Consider the following 21,020-nt stretch of genomic DNA (forward strand, 5'->3'; position numbering starts at 1 on the left):
TGGTGCGGTATCGAGCGCTGTTCACCCGTCTTCCCCATGCCAAACGCTCGGCCAGGTGGTACTTGGCCGAGCGCCCCTCTTGCCTGGCATCTGCCTGCCGATTCCCTCACCATATCCCCTTCAGATCACTGCACCCTTCGCGGCGCGCTCGCCAACAGCCTGCCTTGCACTGGATGGCTGGTGCTATCTGCCGTTGTCTGCCGCTGTCTGTCACCCCAGGGGCGTCCCTGCAAACTACCCGGCCCATCACATCTTCTGCCTATGAACCCCAACCCCGCTTCCATGAAGTCGCTGATCGCCTTCGAGGCCACGGCCCGGCTCGGCTCCATGACCGCCGCTGCGGAGGCCGAGCGAACCACCCAGCCGACCATCTCCCAGCGAATCCGGGGGCTGGAGGAATACCTGGGGTTGGTACTGTTCGACCGGCACGGCGGCCGGCTGAGCTTGACCGTCGAGGGCGAGCGCTTCTACCGCGAGATGGCGCCGAGTCTCACCACCCTCAGAGACACCTGTGATCGCTTCGTGCGCCACGGCCAGGGGCCAGCGCCAACGGTCGTCATCGCAGCCGACGCGGGTTTTACCCACCTGTGGCTGTTGCCTCGGCTACCGGCGCTCAAGCGGGCCTTTCCCGACTTCAGCTTTCACCTGATGCCGATCGACCGCTCGGACGATCTGCAGCTGCTGGCCGCCGACATCGCGATTCGTTTCGGGCCTTATCTGCCCCAGGAAGAGGGGCAGTTGGTGGCCCGGGAGGCGGTCTTCCCGGTGTGCAGCCCAGACTACGCGCAGGCACATGGGCTATCAGGCCCCCTGTCAGCACAGGACCTGTCACGGCTCTCGCTGTTGCACCAGGACATCAGGAATCCGCGTTGGCTGGACTGGGCCCAGTGGTGCCGCCATGCGGGGCTCACTCCACCCCCGGCGGAGGATATCTTCGCCTACCACAACTACGCGCTGTTGCTGAACGCGGCGCTGGCGCATCAGGGCGTGGCGCTGGGCTGGTTGAACCTAGTCGAGGAGTATCTGGTCACCGGCCAGCTCACTGCCCTGGGACCGCAGGTTACGCGGGAAGACTATGGCTACTGGCTGAGCGTCAAGCACCAGCGCAGCGCGGTCACGGAGCCGGTCAGGGACTGGCTGCTGGACGCGGTGCATCGTGGTGAGGGAGCCACCTCGGGAGACCCGGGGCGGTTGCGCTGAGGGGGCGCCAGGTCGGGGCGGATAAGACGCACTGAGGTAACGCAGGGCGTGCGTTGGGCGTGGATGCGTTCGCCATGGTGATGGCAAAGGTGCAGAGAGGTAGAGAGGAAGAGAGATGACGAGGATAGAGAGAGGCGGGGCCCAGGACCCCGTGCCCGATGTGGGCACGGGGCGGCCTGTCAGCGCCGGCGCGGGCGCAGTCGAAAGCCTTGGCGATAGGGATCGCCCGGTTCGCGGAACAGCGAGAGCAGCACGCCGAGGGTCATGACCAGGATGACCACGCTGACCGGCAGGGCGGCAGCGATCAGGGCGGTCTGCAGGGCGGAAAGCCCACCGACCACCAGCAGCACGGCGGCCACCAGGCCGATCACCACACCCCAGAAGACGCGGAACAGCTTGGGCGGATCATCATCGCCCAGCGACAGGATGGTGGTCAGCACCAGGGTGCCGGAGTCGGATGAGGTGATGAACCAGCTCATCAGCAGGAACACCATCATGGCCGACAGCACCCAGCCGAAGACGCCAGAGCCGACGATCCCGTCCGCGGTGGCGAACAGCGCAGACGGCAGATCCCAGGCGCGCACCATCTCCATGATGCCGGCAGTGCCAGCGCCACCGGCGGCGTTCAGCTCCTGGTGGATGGCGTTGCCGCCGAAGATGACCAGCCAGACAAAGGCCAGCAGCGTCGGTACCAGCAGCACACCGAGGACGAATTCGCGCAGGGTGCGGCCCTTGGAGATGCGCGCGATGAACAGCCCGACGAAGGGAGCCCAGGCGAGCCACCAGCCCCAGTAGAAGATGGTCCAGGCCTGTTGCCATTCGCTGGTACCGGATTGCTCGGCGTACCACAGGCCCATGGGAATGACCTCGGTGGCGTAGTCCGCCAGTGTTTCGCCGAAGGTCTGGATCAGCCACAGGGTCGGCCCGCCGAACAGGAAGATGCCGATCACCACCGCGGATACCCAGATGTTGAGCACCGAGATGATGCGGATGCCCTTCTGCACGCCGCTGACCACCGAGATGATCGACAGCGTCGAGATCACCGCGATCAGCACCAGTTGGGTCGGCAGGCCATCGTCGATGCCGAACAGCTTTTCCAGTCCCACGCCCATCTGGCTGACGCCGAGTCCCAGCGAGGTGGCCACACCAAAGACGCAGCCCAGCACGCCGAAGATGTCGAACAGATGCCCGGCGGGCCCGAAGATGCGATCGCCGATAAAGGGGTAAAGCGCCGATCTTAACGCCAGCGGCAGGCCCTTGCGGTAGGCGAAGTAGGCCAGCGACATGCCGACGATGACGTAGATCGCCCAGCCGTGCAGCCCCCAATGGAAAACCGTCACCCGCAGCGCGTCGATGGCGCGCTCATGCCCGATGGCGGTGGCCCCGGCCATGTCGGCGTGGGGGTTGTTGGGGTAGCCGAAGGAGTCGGTGTTATCGAGATAGAAGATCGGCTCGGCGACACCGAAGAACAGGATGCCGATACCGATGCCGGCGGAAAACAGCATCGAGAACCAGGCGAAGTTGCTGAACTCCGGTCGGCTGTCGTCGGTGCCCAGGCGGATGCTGCCGTAGCGACTGCAGACGATAAAGGCGCAGACCACCAGCAGGGCGACCACGGTCACCAGGTAGTAGCCGCTGAAGGTGCCCTCGATCCAGGCACGTGCGGTGCCGAAGACCACGGCGGCGGTATCGGAACTGAGACCGGTGAACAGTACGAAGAGCAGGATCAGCGCCCCTGACGTGATCGTCATGCCGCGGTGCATGCCCTGGAAGGGGCCGCGTTGTTCGAGTTCGGTCACCTTGTAGTCGGTGCCCATTACCGCGTGGGGATTGTCGTCGGGGGGAGACCCCGGGGAAGATGATTCTGGAGTAGCGATAGTCTGTGTCCTCTTGAGCCGGACCTCGGGCCGGCGATCCCGCTGCCGCTACCGTGAGCGGCCTTGTCGGCGCGGCGGCTCGGGGCGAGCCGCCGCGTCAGACCTGTGGCTCATGGCTCCAGCGGATCCTCCTCGCCGATCACCTCCGGATCGAAGGGCTGGCGAGCGAAGATGCGCCGCAGCATGGGCTCGAAGTGTTCCAGTGGTGGCGTCGGATAGTCCGGATCGAACGCCGCCTGATCGTAGCGTTCACAGAAGTCCACGCAACTCTGGTACCAGGGATGGTCCCGGTAGCGATCGCGTTCGTGCGGATCCTCTCCGAAGTGGTGCGCATAGTACACTTTTTGGAACAGTCCGTGGTGATGGATCACCCAGGTCACTTCGGCGCGCACATAGGGCCGGATGATGGCGGCGGCTAGCTGGGAGTGGTTGTAGGGCGCCAGGTCGTCACCGAGATCGTGCAGCAGCGCGGCCACGATCATGTCCTCGTCGGCACCGTCGGCTTCGGCCCGTGCCGCCGACTGCAGCGAGTGTTCCAGACGCGTCACCTGGTAGCCGCTCAGGCTGTTCTCGAGTCGGCGCAGCGCGTCCAGCAGGCGGTCGACCAACCCCTGGTTGAAGTTATCTTCGAGTTGCTCGAGAAAGACGTATTCCTCCCGAGTCCCGTCCTTCATCTGGCGAAACGTGACCTTTTCCATTCAGGCGACCTCCTCGATGGACGCATGTTGCTTCAAGAGACTGGCGAAACGCTCCCGCGGGCCGTCGGTATCCAGGTAGCAACCCTGCAGGTGGCGCTGTCCTTCGTTGCTGTCATAGCTGGTGCGGCCGTGTAGTACGCGACTGTTGTCGAACAGCATCAGTTCGCCGGCGCCGAGCGCGAAGCGTACCTCGTAGGTCGGGTCGGCAAACAGTTCGCCAAGGCGCTGGCGGGCGCGGTGGAACAGCCGTGTCTCGGCGTCGGAGAGCAGCGGCAGGCCATCCAGGCGCGGGCTGTAGTGAACGCCGGTGGGGCGACCGTCGTCATCGGTCTGGATCATGGTGCGCTGGGTCACCAGCTGGGTGCCGGCGTCGACGAAGCGAAAGCGTACCGGGGTATGTTTCAGTAGCTCGTAGCCCTCGGGAGTCTCCTGGCGTAGCCGCTCGAGAACCTTGAGGCTGTCGACCAGGGTGGACAGGCCGCCGCTGGTCTCGTTGACCAGACAGTGCAGCAGCTGGATACCCGGCACCGGGTTGCGGTAGGGGTTGTCGGTGTGGGGACCAAGCGCCACGCTGCGATAGGCCAGGTCATTGCCGCTGGGGCGTGAATAGACCTCGAAATAGCGACCGAAGTTGGTTTCCTTGACGTAGCCATAGTGGCTGCCGACCTGAAGGATGCGTTCCGGGTCGGTGGGTACCTTGTAAAGCACCAGATAGCCGTAGCGTAGATAGGCATCCAGTGACTCGCGAAAGACGTCGGGGTCGTCAAGCACCTGGGTCCAGTCAAAGCGTACCTTGTTCTGATCGAGCGAGGCGTCCCAGGGTTCGGCGGCCGGAAACAGCTCGCTCTCTCCGAGTTCCTCGGCCAGGACGCGCAGATCGTAGGTCTCGCGATGGCCGTCGCTGAAGGCCAGCGCCACATGCTGCTCATCGACCTGGGTGGCCTGGGTCAGCGTCAGATTCGCGTCGATGGCATGGGAGTCGAACAGCCGTTGCTGGGTCATCGGCTCCAGTTGATCCGGCGCCTGGGTACGTTCGCGCAGCCACAGCGGGCTGATCTCGCGTGACTGCTGGCCGTCGACGACAACGACGGCCGGGGGCTGTTCGTGGATGACGAACTCAGGGCGGGAGGTTGGCTTTCGCATCGCGGGTCTCCGGTGTCTGGCAAGCGTTCGGCGCGCATGCTGAGCCATCTCCCGGCGAAGGAGTAGAGGCGCTGGCTTATCCTCCACCATGCATTTTCTTTATACCCGTGATGGCAAAGCGCCCGGCAGTACCGGACGCCTGAGGTAGACGCTGTAATACGCACAGATGGGTTCATGGCCGTCAAGCTAACCCGGTTTTGCTCAGGCTCGAGCCCTCTACGGCCGCCAGTTGTCGCGAGTGTTATCCGGTGTCGAGCCTTGGCGTGAATGGTGGCGCGAGGGGGGGCGTAAGCGGCTGTCGAGACCCGCAAGAATCACGTCGTTGCGAAATTCCGCGCGCACCAGATCGTCCTGTGTCAGACACAGTGTCTTGAGTTGGGCGGACGGCTTGGAAGAGGTGGTGAGGCTTCGAGCAGGGCGGGTGGAAGTGGTCATGTCTGTCTCCTGATCCCCTTGTGAGTCGGCAAGCGCCGACCCAGGGGTTAGGAGTCGCACGCCGCTTTAGCTGCACTTGTATTCCGCCCGCAAGTTGGTGCTTAAATCGGCGGCGTTACGTGTTCGGCAATAAAAAGTGTTCGGGCAACAAAAAACCCGCTCAGCAATAGCTAAAGCGGGCCTCTGGCGTCGCTTTAGCTGCATTTTTTAAAGCGCCCGCAAGCTGAGATTCAAATCGGCGCAGACCCCAACCTATCCCGCAGGTGACCGGCTGTCAATGAGGTCGTAGCAGCTTGCTTGAGCGTTCTCTCGTTCCCTTCTATATGGCGATGCCGCTCGCCGAAGGCGCGGAGCTATCGAATCATCAGTGCGTAGCTCGGCCCGGGGGGCGCAGGACCGGCAACAGGCGCCCGGTGTGAAGAAAAGGGGAGAAGGAGGGGCAAGAGAGCGGCTTGACCCACGCAGGGCCGTCATTTACGTTGCGGGTACCAACTAAACTGCCTGAGACACGATGCCTCTCCAAAGCGATAGCGACAACCAAAGCGATAGCGACAACCAAAGCGATAGCAACAACCCTCTCGACCTCCCGAGCGGCGAGAACCTCGATCGGGATGCTCGAGCGCTCTATGACGCACTCAATCAGCTGATTCGGGTCCACCAGTTTCGAGATCGCGATCGCATCTGCGGCTATGACCTCTCGGTGGCCCAGTGCTATGCCCTGGAGACCCTGGTCCATCAAGGGCCATTGCGCCTGCAGGGGCTGGCAAGCGAAATGTACCTGGACAAGAGCACGGCGAGTCGCGTGGTGGACGCCCTGGTACGCAAGGGACATGTCGACCGGGTTGCTGATCCAGTAGATCGACGTGCCGCACTGATTCGCCCCACGGTGCAGGGAGAAGCGCTGTACCAGACGATACGCGCCGACCTGATCGCTGAAGAGCGGGCGATGCTCGAAGGACTCACCCCGGATATGCGTCAGGCGGCGCTGACCCTGATACGGCAGTTGACCCAGTCCGCGCAACGGCGCTGTGGTCCGGGGCCTGGGACCCTGAGTGCTGTCGAGGACGAGACCTGAGTTTTTTTGCCTATATCGTTGGTACTAACAACTTATGTCGGGTTCGAGGCACTCCCGCCTAGATGCCACTCATTGAAGGAGCGATAGATGAATCAGACAAGCGGCAGGATCGCGATTATCGGAGGTGGCCCCATCGGGCTCGCCGCCTGCGCCCATGCGCTAGCGCATGGACTCGATCCGGTAGTCATCGAAGCGGGTACGGGCGTCGGTGAGCATCTGCGGCAGTGGGGGCATGTGCGAATGTTTACGCCCTGGGAATGCAATCTTGATCATGACGCTGCCGCACTGTTGAAGGCTTGGGGTTGGCAGCCACCAGGCGGCAATGCATGCCCGACCGGCCAGGAGCTTGTGGAGCACTATCTGGAGCCGCTGGCGAACTTGCCTGAGCTCCGAGACCGCGTACACCTGCAAAGTAGAGTTGTGGGCGTGAGTCGGTCCGGGATCGATGTGCTGAAGGACAAGGGGCGCTTCGAGGCGCCGTTCGTCCTGAGGATCGAAGCCCCCGATGGCGAGCGCGACCTTTTGGCCGATGCGGTCATCGACGCCTCCGGTACCTTCGGCCAGCCCAACTGGATGGGGGCCCACGGCATGCCAGCGCTAGGGGAAGCGCGATGGGCACAGCGAGTGACCTACGGTCTGCCGGCGGTGCTGAAGGAGGGGCGCGATCGCTACGCCAACCGTCGTGTGCTGGTGGTCGGCGCCGGGCATTCGGCCTTCAATCTACTCCGCGATCTGGCCGAGCTTGGCGAGGCAGCCCCGGATACCAGGGTGCTGTGGGCGATCCGTGGTGATTCACTGGCCAGGATGTTCTGCGGGTGTGCCGACGATCCTCTCGAGGAACGTGGTCGGCTCGGGCTGGAGGTTCTGCGCCTGGTGAGCGATGGCAGGATCGAGGTCTATCCCGGGGTCAGGATCGAGCGACTTGAGGAGGGGGCCGATGGTCTGCTCATCCACGGGGAAGGTCAGAGCCTGCCGCCGGTAGACGAGGTCATCGTCGCTACCGGCTTCCGGCCGGATCTGTCGCTGTTGTCCGAGCTTCGCCTCGAGCTGGATCCGGCCACCCAGAGTCCGGTTCGTCTGGCGCCGTTGATCGATCCCAACGTCCACAGCTGTGGCTCGGTACCCTCCCACGGCGCCGAGGAGCTCCGCCATCCGGAGCAGGGGCTGTATATCCTGGGCATCAAGAGCTACGGCCGTGCCCCCACCTTCCTGTTGAGGACCGGTTACGAACAGGTGCGCTCGGTGGTGGCAACGCTGGCGGAAAGAGCGGCACAGCGAGAGTAGGGCGGGGCATGCCGGATGGTGAACTGCTCCGGGGTATGGCTGTCACCGTGGGTGAGTGCCCAAGAAGATGGCAAGGAGCGCCAGCCTGCCATTTTTTTTGTCGGAGCAGCAATGAGTATGGATTTTTTCTGTATTTAGCGGGAGAGCAAAGGTTTTTTTGTTTGATTCGCGATAATGCATAAACTCATTTTTAACGAAAGGTCGCTGGCTTGACATGCGGCCTTTATAGCCACCATATTGAATTGGTTAATCGATAAATTCGTTAGACAATATGAGGCAATTATGAATAACAAGAAGCCATCCTGGGTCACCTATTTTGCTCTAGCAGCAGTGGGTCTTGCAGGAACGGGAATTTCCTCGACGGCATTGGCTCAAGACCCATATACGGTGGGTATTGAAGCCTCCTTTCCGCCTTGGGCATATGTAGAAAGTGGTGAGTTCAAAGGCATTGCCATCGATGCGATGAGTGCTATCGCTGAAGATCAAGGCTTTGAGATTGAATTTCAGGACATGCCGTTCCCTTCTCTGATTCCAGCGCTGGCGGCTCAAAAGATTGATATATTGGCGACTGGGCTGACTGTGACAGAGGAGCGGGCAGAGGCCATCGATTTCAGTATACCCTGGTGGGAAACCAACGATGTTGTGTTGGTTCCTGAAGACTCTGACGCCAATGTCTTTACGGCAGTCTGCTGTGGCGCTAGTGTCGGCGTCCAAGGTGGTTCGTCCCAGCAGGCATGGATGGAAGAGAACGTTATCAATAATAGCGATGTTGACGTTTCTCTCTCCAAGTACGATAGCTACGTGACCGCTGTCGATGACATGGCGATCGGCAGGATTTCATCGGTCATTGTGGACGATACGTCCGCTCAGGAATATATCAACTCTGGCCGACCGGTAAAAATGGCTGGCAAGATCTATATTCGTGCTCCTTTGGCGCTGGCTGTCACCAAGGATGATCCGCAGGAGGTCCTTGGAAAGTTGAACCAGGGTATCATGAATATTTATGACTCTGGTGAGTGGCAGGAAATCGTAAGCAGCTATATCCCCGGGGTTGTGGCGCCTGCCATTCCTGGCCATATGCCGGATTTCGTAGATACCTATGACAAGCCGGTGAGTGGACTTCCCGAGCTCGGAAACGAATAAATCTAGCGTTATATTGCTGTAGGCGCTTCCTCGACCGGAAGCGCCTTTTTTCATCGGGGCCGATGTCATGGATATCTATGATGTACTTATTAGAGACTTTCCCTTTCTTTTGAAAGGGCTGGGGGTCGCGATTGCCCTCTTGTTATGTCTTTTGGTTATAGGTTTATTTCTTGGCCTAGCTATATGCTTGATACAGCTGTACGGGCCACGTTCTCGTTTTGTTCAGTGGCCGCTGATCGTCTACGAGCGAATTTTTCGTGGTATTCCAATCATTATAATGCTGTTCATTTTTTTCTATGGATTATCTGGTGTATACGATATCTCCGCTTTCGCTGCGGCAGTTTTGGCAATGGGGCTAAGATCTGCTGCTTATCAATCTCAGATTTTTCGTAGTGCCTTCCAGTCTGTTCCTGAGGGCCAGATGCTGGCTGCGAGGGCGATGGGAATGTCTAGTTCCAAGGCGATTGCATATATCGTTTTACCTCAAGCCATACGACACGCAATAGGGCCTTGGACAAACGAGTTTTCATCTCAGATAAAGGAAACGTCGCTGGCGTACGTGATCGGTGTTGTCGAACTGACGCGTCAAGCTCACTATATAATTACCAGTACCCAAGGAAACGTCCTCATCGTATTTGCGGTAGTCGCTCTTCTCTATTTTGTTCTAAATAGAGCCGGGAATAGTGCCCTTTATGCTTTTGAAAGGAAATTGTCGGTTCCGGGGTTCGAAAAATAAGATGAGAGATAATGTTATGGACAGCGATCTGGTTCTCGATGTAAAAGGTGTGAAGAAAAGCTATGGCGGTGTAGAGGTCCTGAAAGGTATCAGCTTTTCTCTTCATCGGGGTGAAACAAAAGTTCTTATTGGTCCATCCGGATCAGGAAAAAGTACGCTTTTGCGAAGTATCAACCATCTCACTAACCCCGACGATGGCAAGGTCTACCTCAAGGGAGAAGAAGTCACCGACAGTAATATCGACAAGATGCGGGCGCGGATCGGCTTTGTTTTCCAGGATTTTAACCTGTTCTCCCATCTCACCGTCTTGGACAACGTACGAATTTGCCAAATCAGGGTAAATGGAGTCGAGCGAAATAAGGCGACTCGTCGTGCCTATGAGGAGTTGGAGCGAGTGGGGTTGTCGGACAGGGCAGATGCGTATCCGGCAGAACTCTCTGGTGGTCAGCAGCAGCGTGTGTCTATTGCAAGGGCGCTGGCGATGGACCCTGACGTGCTGCTGTTTGATGAGCCTACATCAGCGTTGGACCCTGAGTTGACGGGGGAAGTGGTCAAAGTCATGCAGCAACTCGCCAGTGACGGGATGACGATGGTCGTGGTAACTCACGAGATGAGCTTTGCACGTCAGGCTGCCGACGAGATCATCTTTATGGAGAAAGGCTATATCGTTGAGCAGGGTGACCCGCAGACCCTGTTCACAGGCGCAGAGAATGAGCGCACCAGGGCTTTCCTCAACGTCATCGCAGAGCATGGGTGAGCGCTATGATGGATTTTTTGAGCTTTGGCCTTGAGTGGCTGCCGCAACTCCTCACAGGGGTCCCGATCACCCTCGCCCTCTGGGTGATTGCGATCACGCTCGGTTTCTTTCTCGGGCTTGCGCTGTGTTGGGCGCGTGTCTACGGCGGGCGAGTCTGGTACTGGATCAGTACCGCATATATAGAGCTTTTTCGCGGGACGCCGATGCTGGTCCAGATGTTCTTTATTTATCTGGGTCTCCCCCACGTAGGCATTGTCTTTGATGCTTTCACCTCCGCGGTGATCGCCATCACCTTGAACAGTGCCGCCTACCAGGCAGAGTACTTTCGTGGTTCGATCCTGTCGGTGCCTTCAGGGCAATTGACCGCCGCAAGGGCGTGCGGGATGAGCAAATGGCAGGCTATCCGACACGTCATGTTGCCGCAGGCGTTGCGGAGGGTGATACCTCAGTGGTCCAACGAAGCGATCATCGAGCTCAAGTTCACTTCCATTGCCTATACCATCGGCGTGGTTGAGATTACGGCAATTGCTCAGGATATCGGCTCGAGAACATTGGACTTTTTCCACGTCTTTCTCTGGGCAGGGATCATCTATCTCGTGCTGACGTCCAGTGTGGCAAGCCTGCTTGGCTGGGTCGAGCGGAAGACCTGGGTGCCTGGGGTGACCACTCAGTGAGCCCGAGAGGCGTCTGGAGCCTCGCAGTGGACCAGTAGTGAGCTACCGAAGTCGCTACATCAAGCGCCCCCGGTGAGCAAGTGGTTGCTCATCGGGGGCGCGTCTGTTCTGGCGACGTCGCCTCAGGCGGTGGCGAGGGGCGCCGGGCGTTCCAGGGTCAGCAGGGTGTCGTGGTCGCGCAGTCGATAGAGGGTGTAGCAGGCGGCCAGCATCGGCAGGGCGGCGAAGAACAGCATATGGCCGAAGGGATCGGTCACCATCGCCGGGATGGTCACCAGCGTCGAGACGCCGTGTACCAGCAGCACGCCACCATAGCTTATGCGCTTGAAGCTGCCGCTGACGAAGGCCAGGATCAGCACCAGTTCGAGCACACCTAGCGCCACCACGACGGCGGTGCCGACGCCGGCGATGCCGAAGTACTTGTCCATGATCCCGCTGCCCTGGCTTGGATTGATGAACTTGCTCAGGGTCCAGACCAGCAGTACCAGAAAGATGCCGATACGCATCGCCAGCAGCCCGCCCTTGAGGCCCGCCATCTCGTTTCCTTCAGTGTGCATCTGAGCTTCCTTGGTCGTCTTCTAGGGGATGGCGCTCGATGGGCGAGCGCCGTGGGGGGCTGTGTCGCATCTGAAAGCGGGACCTTACAACCAGAAGAAAACTTTTCGTGCAGGAGCAGCGAAGGGGCCAGGCCATTTGCCGAGCCACCGAAAACGGAGGGGCTCAGCCGGCGACGCCCCTGGTAGCTGTTCGGACGGGGGCTACTTAGATCGGGCCTACTCGGATGGGGCTTACTCGGGCGGAGCTAGCTCGGACGGGGACTACTCGCGGGGGGCTTACTCGGGCGGGGACTGCTATGACCGGGCCTACTCGGGTGGGGCCTGTGGTGCGGCGCAGCCTTTGAGGTGGTCGACGAACTGGCGCACCTTGGCGAGCTCTCCCAGGTGCTCGGGATAGACCAGGTAGTAGGCGTTGGGACCGCGCAACAGGGTGGGCCAGGCGGGGACCAGGGCGCCGGCTTCTAGTTCATGGTCGATCATGAAGCGTGGAATCAGGGCAAGGCCGCCGCCGGCCATGACCGTGCGAATCAGCGTCTGAAAGGTTTCGAAGCGGATACCGTGGTAGCTGCGATCGGTGCGAATGCCCTGTTCATCGAACCAGCGGTGCCACGCGTCGGGGCGGGTCGACAGGTGCAGCAGCCGGCAGTTGGCCAGATCGGCGGGGCTGTCGATGCGCTGGCGCGCCAGATAGCCGGGTGCGCCGACCGCCATGACTTCTTCCTCGAACAGCTTGTGACACTCGAGGTTGGGCCAGCTGCCGTGGCCGTGGAAGATCGCTACGTCGATGCCTTCGTTTTCCAGATCGAAGGTCTCCACGCGGTCGGACAGGTGCAGGGTGATACCGGGGTAAGCCTCGAAGAAGGCCGGTAGCTGCAACGACAGCCAGCGCGTGCCGAAGGTGGGAAGCGTGGCCACCTTGAGCACGTCACCGTGGCCGCTGTAGGTCATGATGGCGTTGGCCGACATCTCGAGGTGGGCCAGGATCTTGCGCACCTCGGTCAGGTACAGCGAGCCTTCCGGCGTCAGCACCAGGGTGCGCCTGAGTCGACGGAAGAGCTTGTGCTGCAGGTAGTCCTCGAGCTGGGCCACCTGCTTGCTGATGGCGCTCTGGGTGATGCTCAGCTCATCCGCCGCCCGGGTGAAACTCAGGTGCCGGGCGGCGGCTTCGAAACACTGAAGCGTGGTGGTCGAGGGGAGATGACGGGCCTTCATCGAACGCTGACTCCAGCGTAAAAAACCGCCATTCTACCCCAACCGAGGGACTACCGCTGTTGCCGGTACGTTTTTCGAAACGACCTCCTGCTGAGGTGCTCATTTAAGTTCCCGGCGGCCACTGGGCTACCGGGAACAGGGCCGCCGAAAACAGGGCTACCGGGACCAAGGTCGCCGGGAACTGGCGCTTATCGACATCGTCGCCGTCAGCGCTGGGCCGACGTTGCCGTATCCAGCGGCGCCTCGGGGCGGCGTGACTGCCACAATGCCACCAGCGCCAGGGCCACCAGCCCCAGGCTGCTGGTGATGGGGGCCGGGGCCACCATGGCCAGGCCCGCTGCCAGCAGCACCGCCCGCTCCCACATCAGGGCATCGCGCACGAAGTGGCCGATCAAAGCGGCGCTTACGCCGACCAGGCCCACCAGCAGGAAGCCGACATCGCGTACCAGGCCAAGCGGTGTGGCGTCGATCATCACCAGCGCCGGGTTGTAGATCAGCGCGTAGGGGATGATGAAGGCGCCGATGGCCAGTTTCAGCGCCGTCACTCCGGTCTTCATCGGATTGGCCCCGGCAATCCCTGCGCCGGCGTAGGCCGCCAGGCAGACCGGTGGCGTGATGTCGGCCACGATCCCGAAGTAGAACACGAACAGGTGCACCGCCATGGGCGCCAGGCCGAACTCGTTGATCAGCGCCGGCGCGGCGATGGTCGCGGTGACGACGTAATTGGCGGTGGTCGGCAGGCCCATGCCCAGCACGATGCAGGCCAGCATGGTGAAGATCAGGGCGAGGATCAGGGTGCCGTCGGCCAGGCTGATGATGCCAGCGGCGAACTTGGCGCCCAGCCCGGTCATGCCCACCACCCCGGCGATGATGCCGGCGGTGGCCACCGCGGCGATCACCGGCAGCGCGACCCTGGCGCCCTTGTCCAGCAGGCGTACCAGGTCGGCAAGCGACGGTCGGGTCTCCTTGCGCAGCAGGCTGACCGCCAGTGCTGCGGCGATGCCCAGCAGGGCGGCACGCTGGGCGGTGAAGCCGACGCTGACGGTGGTCACGATCACCGCCAGCGGAAGCAGCATGTACCCCTGACGCATCAACAGCTTGCGCTTGCTGGGAAGCTGGTCCTTGGGGATGCCCAGGATACGGCTGCGCTTGGCCTCGAAGTGCACGCCGATAAAGATACCGGTGAAGTACATCAGCGCCGGTATCAGTGCGGCGTACATGATCTCGCGATAGGACACGCCGACGTACTCGACCATGATGAAGGCGGCCGCGCCCATCAATGGCGGCATGATCTGCCCACCGGTGGAGGCCGACGCCTCGGTGGCGGCGGCGACCTCGGGACGGAAGCGGGCATTCTTCATCATCGGAATGGTGAAAGAGCCCGAGGCCACGGTATTGCCGACCGAGCTGCCCGAGATCATGCCCTGCAGCGAGCTTGCGATCACCGCCGCCTTGGCGGTCCCGCCGGTGAAGCGACCGGTGGCGGCGAAGGCGAGGTCATTGAAGAAGCGGCCGACCCCGGTCTGGATCAGTACCACGCCGAAGAACAGAAACAGGAAGATGAACTTCGCCGAGATTTGCAGGGGCGTGCCGAACACGCCGCTTTCGCGGAACCACAGATAGGGAGCGACCTGCTCGAGCGAGAACCCGGGGTGGGACAGCAGCGCCGTCGGAATATGGTTGCCCAGCAGGGCATAGGCCAGCGCCAGCAGGGCCACGATCACGATGGGCAAGCCGACGGTGCGACGCGTCGCTTCCAGCACGAACAGCACACCGGCGCCGGCCACGATCAGGTCCAGGGTGGAATAGCCGGTGATGCGGGCGCGCAGCACCTCGTCGTAGAACAGGATCTTGTAGTAGGCGCCAAAGGTGGCGGTGAAGGCCAGTACCACGTCGTACCAGGGCACCGCTCGGCGGGCGCGCTCGCCGCGACAGGCGGGGAATAGCAGGAAGATCATCCCGAGCGCGAGGCCCAGGTGTACCGCCCCTTGCTGTTGCGATGGCAGGGTACCGAAGTAGCCGGTATAGAGGTGAAAGGATGTCAGCGCGATGCCGAGCAGCGACACCGCCCAGCCCCAGCGGCCCAGGTGAGCGCGAACGCTGGACTCCCGGTCGTACTTCTCGAGCAATTGCCGAGGGGCATCGGCCGTTGTTTTTTCGACCATGGCGTGAATCTCCCGATGATCGCCAGGCGCCGACACGCCGGCGCCTGACGATGACATGGTTTACTTGGCGAGGTCGTCGAGGCTGGTGATACCGCTGTCTTCGCGGGTCACGATCTGGATGACTTCCGGATAGATGTGGCCGATAAAGGCGACGTTGCCGATGGCGTTGTCGTCGAACTCACCGTTGCCGGATACCGCGTCCTTGGCCGGTGCATGCACGGTCATGCCCAGGTCCATGCGGTCGTCACGTATGCTGACGAGGTTCTCGATGGAGGCGCCGGTCTCGATGTTGGTGAAGTTGGCCCCGTCGAGATAGTTGTTCCAGATGGTGGCCATCTCGCCACCCAGCGGGTAGTAGGTGCCGCCCTGGCTGCCGGTACCGAGGATGTACTCGCTCTTGTCGCCCTGGATCTCGAGCTGAGCCACCGGGTTGCTCACCTCCAGTCCCTGCTCTTCGTAGTAGCGTTTGGCACCCGGATGGATCGGGATGCCAGCGGAGCCGTTCAGTGCGTTCTCCAGGGTCATGAAGGCGGACTGGGCGTGGGTGTTTTCTTCGGCCTTCTCGTGCATCAGGCGAGCCAGTTCATAGCCAAGCTCCTCGTCGATGCTGTGGGTGTTGCCCACCAGCACGGCGTAGGCGGTCACCGTGGTCACGTCCTGGTCAAGAAACTCGTAGCTGTCCTGGGGGATGACGAAGCGACGGTACTCGCTATTGGCTTCGATATAGTCCACCGCGTCGTCGCTCAGGCCGATCATGCGAACGTCACCGGCGGCTGCCTGAAGGTTCTCGATGCTTCCGGACGGCAAGCCGAGGATGCCGATCGACAGGTCAATATTGCCGTCCTGGACACCGTCGAGCGCCGCGCCGAAACCTTCCTGATAGGCGCTGTAGTCATCTTCCTTCACCCCGTGGGCGTCGAGCAGCAGCTTTGACACCAGTTGGGTGGTGCTGGCGGGCGGGCCGATCGCCACGTTCGGGGTAGAGGAGGCGCCGTCGCTGCAGGCGCTGAGAAGAGTGGATGCGGCGATGGCGATCGCGGCCGGCTTCAGGGGATGAGTCATGTGACGTTCCTGTCGTTGAGGTGATGTCGTGGCTCTCTGGCCATGTTTTTTTGGCTATTGTTGCTGGCTCAAGCAGAGCGGCGGGCATTGTTACCACGAGCCTTTATCACCCACAAAAGAAATCTAATACTCGATCTATTCCTTTTGCTCATTTACGTGCCGATGCCGCAGTTTTTCGAGAGGATATCGGCGCGCCTGGTATTCATTTATGGAATGCATAAGACGCTTTTTTTCGTTTGAAGAGCTCCAGTGCCGCTGGTTACATCGTCGTCCTGAATTTTTCGACGATTCGACAGGTACCGGACATGGACTTTCCTCACGTCAGCGCCTCGCTGGGCATCGTTCACCCCTTGTGTGTGGAGCATGGGCGCAACGCCGAGCTATGGGACGAGGACGGTCGACACTACGTCGACTTTATCGGCGGCATCGGCGTGCTCAATCTGGGGCATGGACATCCGGCGGTGGTGGAAGCGGTGAAAGCCCAGGTGGATCGGCTGATGCATTCCGCCTTTAACGCCTTGCCCCACCGTGGCTATCTGGAGGTGGCCCAGGCGCTCGATGCCTTCGTGCCAGTGTCCTACCCGCTGTCGTGCATGCTGACCAACTGCGGGGCCGAGGCGACCGAGAATGCCCTCAAGGTGGCGCGAGCGGCGACCGGTCGTCAGGCGGTCATCGCCTTCGATGACGGTTTTCACGGCCGCACCCTCGCGGCGCTCAACCTCAACGGCAAGGTCAAGCCCTACAAGACCGGGCTCGGCAGTCTGCCGGGGCCGGTGTATCACTTGCCGTTCCCGAGCCGGGACAACGATGTCAGCACCGAGCAGGCCATACACGCCCTCGACCGTCTGCTCGAGGTCGAGCTGCCCGCTGACGAGATCGCCGCGATCATCGTCGAGCCGGTGCAGGGCGAGGGTGGCTTCCGCCTGCTCGATGCGACCTTCGCCGCGCACCTTCGCGAATTCTGCGACCGCCACGGCATGGCGCTGATCTTCGATGAGATTCAGTCCGGATTCGGGCGTACCGGTCGGCGTTTTGCGTTCACCCATTTGGGCGTCGAGCCTGACCTGCTGTTGATGGGCAAGAGCATGGCGGCGGGGCTGCCGCTGGCGGCGGTGGCCGGCAAGTCCCGATTCATGGATGCCCTGCCCAAGGGTGGGCTCGGCGGGACCTACTCCGGTAACCCGGTGGCTTGTGCCGCGGCTCGTACGGTGATGGAGGTGATGAGCGAGGCGCGCTTGGCGGGCTGGAGCGAGGCCCAGGAGTCACTGATCGTGGCGACCCACGCCCGCCTGAAGGAGCGCTTTCCGATGGTGGGGGCCTTGACCGGGGTAGGTGCCATGCGCGGCATCGTGTTCAACGATACCGCGGGGGCCAGCGGCGCCGAGCACCTGGCCGCGTTGCTGGCCGCCGGACGCGAGGCGGGGGTGCTGTTGATGCCGAGTGGGCGTCGCCGCAACGTGCTGCGCCTGCTGGCCCCGCTGACCGCAGAGCCTGAGGTGTTGAGAGAAGGTATGGCGCGGCTGGAGCGCGCGTTGGCGACGCTCACGCCATGATTGCCCGGATCGCCCTCCGTGATGACGCCCGCCACGACTCCCGCCACCACGCCTGGAATGATGCGGGGATGGACGTGGCCACGAGCTATCGGCGTTTTCTCGAAGCCCTGGTGGGCCAGGGCTTCGAAGGGGAGGTCGCCCCTGACTACGCCAATCGCACGGTGCTGGCCACCGACAATTCGATCTACCAGCGCCTGCCCCAGGCGGTGCTCTATCCTCGCGGGACCGAGGATCTGGTGCGTATCGCCGAGCTGGCGGGGCGCGAAGCGTTCCGCCAGGTGGTGCTGGCGCCCCGGGGAGGAGGCACCGGCACCAACGGGCAATCCCTGACCGATGGGCTGGTCGTGGATGTGTCGCGGCACATGAACGCCATACTCGAGATCGACGTGGCACGCCGCCGGGTGCGCGTGCAGGCCGGGGTGGTCAAGGATCAGCTCAACGCCGCGCTCAAGCCCTACGGACTGTTCTTTGCCCCTGAGCTGTCCACCTCCAACCGCGCCACCCTCGGGGGCATGATCGCCACCGATGCCAGCGGCCAGGGCAGCTGCGAGTACGGCAAGACCCGCGATCATGTGCTGGAACTTGAGAGCGTTCTGCTGGGCGGCGAGCGCCTGGTCAGCCGGCCAGTGGACGAGTTCGAGCTGGCGGCGCTGTGCGCTCGCAAGGACGGTGTGGGCCGCGTGCACCGCGTCGTCCGCGACATTCTCGAGTGCGAAGGTGAGCGTATCGACGAGACCTTCCCGCCGCTTAATCGCTGCCTCACCGGTTACGATCTTGCCCATCTGACCACGGCGGATGGCCGCTTCGACCTCAACAGCGTGCTGTGCGGCGCCGAGGGTTCGCTGGCCATCACCAGCGAGGCGGTGCTCCGGGTGCTGCCGATCCCGGCCCACTCGACCCTGGTCAATGTTCGCTACGCCGGTTTCATGGAGGCGCTGGGTGACGCTCGGGCGTTGATGACCAGCGACGCTGCTCCCACCTCCATCGAAACGGTGGACGAGCGGGTGCTGGAGCTGGCCCGTGGTGACTATGTCTGGGACTCGGTCAGCGAGTTCTTCCCCGATACCGGCGATATCCGGACCCAGGGCATCAACCTGGTCGAGTTCAACGATGATGATCTGGCGCGGCTGGGACGCCGGGTCGAGGCCTTTTGCCGGTACCTGGACGAAGACTCGAGTGTCAGGCGTCTGGGCCACACCCTGGCCCAGGGACGCGAGGCGATTACCCGGGTTTATGCCATGCGCAAGCGCGCGGTGGGGTTGCTGGGCAATGTGGCCGGCGAGAAGCGTCCGCTGCCCTTTGTCGAGGACACCGCCGTGCCACCCGAGCACCTGGCGGACTACATCGCGGAATTTCGCGCCTTGCTCGACGCCAGGGGGCTTGAGTACGGGATGTTTGGGCACGTCGATGCCGGGGTCCTGCACGTGCGTCCGGCTCTGGACATGAAGGACCTCGCCCAGGTGGCGTTGATTCGCGAGATCACCGATGAGGTCGCCGAGCTGACGCACAAGTACGGCGGGCTGTTGTGGGGCGAGCATGGCAAGGGCATTCGCTCGGAATATGCCCCGGCCTTCTTCGGGCCGCTCTACCCCAGCCTGCAACGGCTCAAGGGCGCCTTCGACCCCTGCAATCAGCTCAACCCAGGCAAGATCGCGACACCGCTCACTGATCCCCCCACCGATCCACTCGACGACGCCAACCAGACGACGGGCCGTGAGAGCGACCCGGGGCTGCTCGCGGTGGATGGGGTGGCGTTGCGTGGTCAGTTCGATCGCCAGATCGACGAGCGGGTGTGGCAGGCCTACGGCGAGGCGGTGTACTGCAACGGCAACGGCGCCTGCTACAACTATCATCCCGACGACGCCATGTGCCCTTCGTGGAAGGCGACGCGGCAGCGCATCCACTCACCCAAGGGGCGTGCCAGCCTGATGCGTGAATGGCTACGCCAGCAGCAACTGGCGGGTGTCGATGTGCTGGACGTGTCCCGACGGCTGCGCAAGCGCAGCGCCTGGGCGGCGCTCAAGGCCTTCCCCGCAAGGCTGGGGCGAAGCCTGTGGCGCCGTCGCGGCGAGCGAGACTTCTCGCATCAGGTGCATGAGGCCATGGCCGGCTGTCTGTCGTGCAAGTCCTGCGCCGGCCAGTGTCCGATCAAGGTCGATGTACCGAGCTTCCGGGCGCGTTTTCTCGAGCTCTATCACAGCCGTTACCTGCGCGCGCCGCGGGACTACCTGGTCGGCGGGCTGGAAGTCATGCTGCCGACACTTTCGCGGTTTGCGCCGCTGTACAACGCCACGCTGCGAATACCAGGAGTTTCGCGCCTGATGGCCAGTGTGTTCGGTGTGGTCGACAGTCCGCGGCTGTCGTCAGAGCGCCTTGATGGTTGGCTCTATCGCCATGGGGTCGAGCGGGCCACGCCAGAGGCGCTCAAGCGCCTGGACGAGGCGGAAAAGGCGCGCAGCGTGGTGCTGGTACAGGACGCCTTCACCAGCTACTTCGAATCCCGTCTGGTGATGGATACCGTCGAGTTGTTGGAAGGGCTCGGAGTGAGGGTGTTCGTGGCCCCCCATGGCCCCAACGGCAAGCCGCTGCATGTCCAGGGTTTTCTCGGAGCCTTCGAACGCACCGCCGCACGGCAGGCCGAGCGCCTGCGGGCGCTGGCCGAGGCCGGGGTGGCGCTGGTCGGCATCGACCCGGCCATGACGCTGACCTATCGCCAGGAGTACGTGAAGGCACTGGGCGCCGCTGCGGTGCCCCAGGTGCAACTGCTGGGCTCCTGGCTGGCGCAGTGGCTGACGAGCAGGCCGCGAGCGGCGCAACAAGCCGCACGGTCGTCGGTCGTCAAGGACCCGGACTATCGGTTGCTGCTTCACTGCACCGAGGCGACCCATGTGTCCGGGGCGGCCAAGGACTGGCAGCGTCTGTACGAAGCCTTTGGTCTGTCGCTCGAGGTGCTGCAAAGCGGCTGTTGCGGCATGGCAGGCACCTACGGCCATGAGGTGGAGCATCGCCAGACGTCTGCGCTTATCTATGCGCAATCTTGGCAGCCCCGAGTCGAGGATCCGGATCTTCAGGGACGCCTGTTGGCCAGCGGCTATTCCTGTCGCTGCCAGGCTCGGCGGTTTTCTGGCGCCCACTTGCCACATCCGCTTCAGGGGCTACTCGCGTGCTTGAGGCATCGACCCAAGACTGAGTGAGAGTTGCGCCCGTCGTGCGCCCGTAGAGCGATGTCTCTCCATTCTTCTGAACCTTGGCTGAACCTTGGCTTAACCATAGCTGGTCCGGCAGCGCGATAGCCCGTGAGCGCTAGCCGGCCAGGTGCTTGGCGGGCCATTGCCAGTGCACCGTTCGGGCACATCTACGCAGCGATCGACACTGGTTCGGGCATGGTGGTCCGGTAAAACTCACCGTCGTGATAGCTCGTAAAATACAAGAAGGGTGGGAGGAATCTT

Annotated in this window: 17 protein-coding genes; 9 read left to right on the top strand and 8 right to left on the bottom strand. The window is 62.2% G+C overall.

The features are described 5' to 3' along the window. Window positions 1–282 precede the first annotated feature (282 nt). Entirely contained in the window at window positions 283–1,200 is a 918-nt protein-coding gene (locus NFG57_RS06115; RefSeq protein ID WP_348815655.1) for a LysR substrate-binding domain-containing protein, read from the top strand. 179 nt (window positions 1,201–1,379) lie between these two features. Here NFG57_RS06115 and NFG57_RS06120 read toward each other — a convergent pair whose 3' ends face one another. From NFG57_RS06120 to NFG57_RS06135, 4 genes are all read right to left on the bottom strand, one after another. Further along, window positions 1,380–2,999: a BCCT family transporter gene (locus NFG57_RS06120; protein ID WP_231498529.1), complete on the bottom strand. Its 1,620-nt coding sequence runs from the start codon at window positions 2,997–2,999 to the stop codon at window positions 1,380–1,382. Between the two features lie 188 nt (window positions 3,000–3,187). After that, complete coding sequence (locus NFG57_RS06125) at window positions 3,188–3,775, bottom strand: HD domain-containing protein (protein WP_348815656.1); 588 nt, start codon at window positions 3,773–3,775, stop codon at window positions 3,188–3,190. Next, on the bottom strand, window positions 3,776–4,918 hold the full coding sequence (locus NFG57_RS06130) for a TauD/TfdA family dioxygenase (RefSeq protein ID WP_108131674.1): 1,143 nt from the start codon (window positions 4,916–4,918) through the stop codon (window positions 3,776–3,778). Between the two features lie 216 nt (window positions 4,919–5,134). Further along, complete coding sequence (locus NFG57_RS06135; protein WP_306169310.1) at window positions 5,135–5,353, bottom strand: hypothetical protein; 219 nt, start codon at window positions 5,351–5,353, stop codon at window positions 5,135–5,137. A 511-nt stretch (window positions 5,354–5,864) separates the two neighbouring features. Here NFG57_RS06135 and NFG57_RS06140 point away from each other — a divergent pair. From NFG57_RS06140 to NFG57_RS06165, 6 genes are all read left to right on the top strand, one after another. Beyond that, window positions 5,865–6,428, top strand: a complete 564-nt coding sequence (locus tag NFG57_RS06140; protein WP_306169309.1) for a MarR family transcriptional regulator — start codon at window positions 5,865–5,867, stop codon at window positions 6,426–6,428. An 87-nt stretch (window positions 6,429–6,515) separates the two neighbouring features. Next, window positions 6,516–7,712, top strand: a complete 1,197-nt coding sequence (locus NFG57_RS06145; protein ID WP_348815657.1) for an NAD(P)-binding domain-containing protein — start codon at window positions 6,516–6,518, stop codon at window positions 7,710–7,712. Between the two features lie 282 nt (window positions 7,713–7,994). Beyond that, window positions 7,995–8,855 (top strand): transporter substrate-binding domain-containing protein, encoded by an 861-nt coding sequence (locus NFG57_RS06150; RefSeq protein ID WP_083970166.1) that lies wholly within the window; start codon window positions 7,995–7,997, stop codon window positions 8,853–8,855. A gap of 67 nt (window positions 8,856–8,922) precedes the next feature. Continuing rightward, window positions 8,923–9,591, top strand: a complete 669-nt coding sequence (locus NFG57_RS06155) for an amino acid ABC transporter permease (RefSeq protein WP_348815658.1) — start codon at window positions 8,923–8,925, stop codon at window positions 9,589–9,591. A gap of 16 nt (window positions 9,592–9,607) precedes the next feature. After that, window positions 9,608–10,348, top strand: coding sequence for an amino acid ABC transporter ATP-binding protein (locus NFG57_RS06160; protein WP_157032932.1), 741 nt, complete (start codon window positions 9,608–9,610; stop codon window positions 10,346–10,348). A 5-nt stretch (window positions 10,349–10,353) separates the two neighbouring features. Then, window positions 10,354–11,022 (top strand): amino acid ABC transporter permease, encoded by a 669-nt coding sequence (locus tag NFG57_RS06165; RefSeq protein WP_213228380.1) that lies wholly within the window; start codon window positions 10,354–10,356, stop codon window positions 11,020–11,022. A 122-nt stretch (window positions 11,023–11,144) separates the two neighbouring features. On the opposite strand, the gene NFG57_RS06170 is transcribed toward NFG57_RS06165, so the two are convergent. The 4 genes from NFG57_RS06170 to NFG57_RS06185 all read right to left on the bottom strand — a co-directional run bounded on the left by NFG57_RS06170 (window position 11,145) and on the right by NFG57_RS06185 (window position 16,018). Beyond that, window positions 11,145–11,579 carry a hypothetical protein gene (locus NFG57_RS06170; protein ID WP_045990950.1) on the bottom strand — a complete coding sequence of 145 codons (435 nt, stop codon included), beginning with the start codon at window positions 11,577–11,579 and terminating at the stop codon, window positions 11,145–11,147. 306 nt (window positions 11,580–11,885) lie between these two features. Then, window positions 11,886–12,791 (bottom strand): LysR substrate-binding domain-containing protein, encoded by a 906-nt coding sequence (locus NFG57_RS06175; protein WP_213228378.1) that lies wholly within the window; start codon window positions 12,789–12,791, stop codon window positions 11,886–11,888. A gap of 206 nt (window positions 12,792–12,997) precedes the next feature. Continuing rightward, entirely contained in the window at window positions 12,998–15,013 is a 2,016-nt protein-coding gene (locus NFG57_RS06180; RefSeq protein WP_348815661.1) for a TRAP transporter permease, read from the bottom strand. Window positions 15,014–15,016: 3 nt separating this feature from the next. Continuing rightward, window positions 15,017–16,018, bottom strand: a complete 1,002-nt coding sequence (locus NFG57_RS06185) for a TAXI family TRAP transporter solute-binding subunit (protein ID WP_108131683.1) — start codon at window positions 16,016–16,018, stop codon at window positions 15,017–15,019. 305 nt (window positions 16,019–16,323) lie between these two features. On the opposite strand from NFG57_RS06185, the gene NFG57_RS06190 reads away from it, so the two are divergent. After that, complete coding sequence (locus NFG57_RS06190) at window positions 16,324–17,571, top strand: aspartate aminotransferase family protein (protein WP_108131685.1); 1,248 nt, start codon at window positions 16,324–16,326, stop codon at window positions 17,569–17,571. A gap of 68 nt (window positions 17,572–17,639) precedes the next feature. After that, a complete protein-coding gene (locus NFG57_RS06195) occupies window positions 17,640–20,765 on the top strand; it encodes an FAD-binding and (Fe-S)-binding domain-containing protein (protein ID WP_348816161.1) in 3,126 nt (1,041 codons plus the stop codon). The last annotated feature ends 255 nt before the right edge of the window (window positions 20,766–21,020 follow it).

The sequence above is a fragment of the Halomonas sp. H10-59 genome (genome assembly GCF_040070555.1).
Taxonomy (GTDB): domain Bacteria; phylum Pseudomonadota; class Gammaproteobacteria; order Pseudomonadales; family Halomonadaceae; genus Halomonas; species Halomonas litopenaei.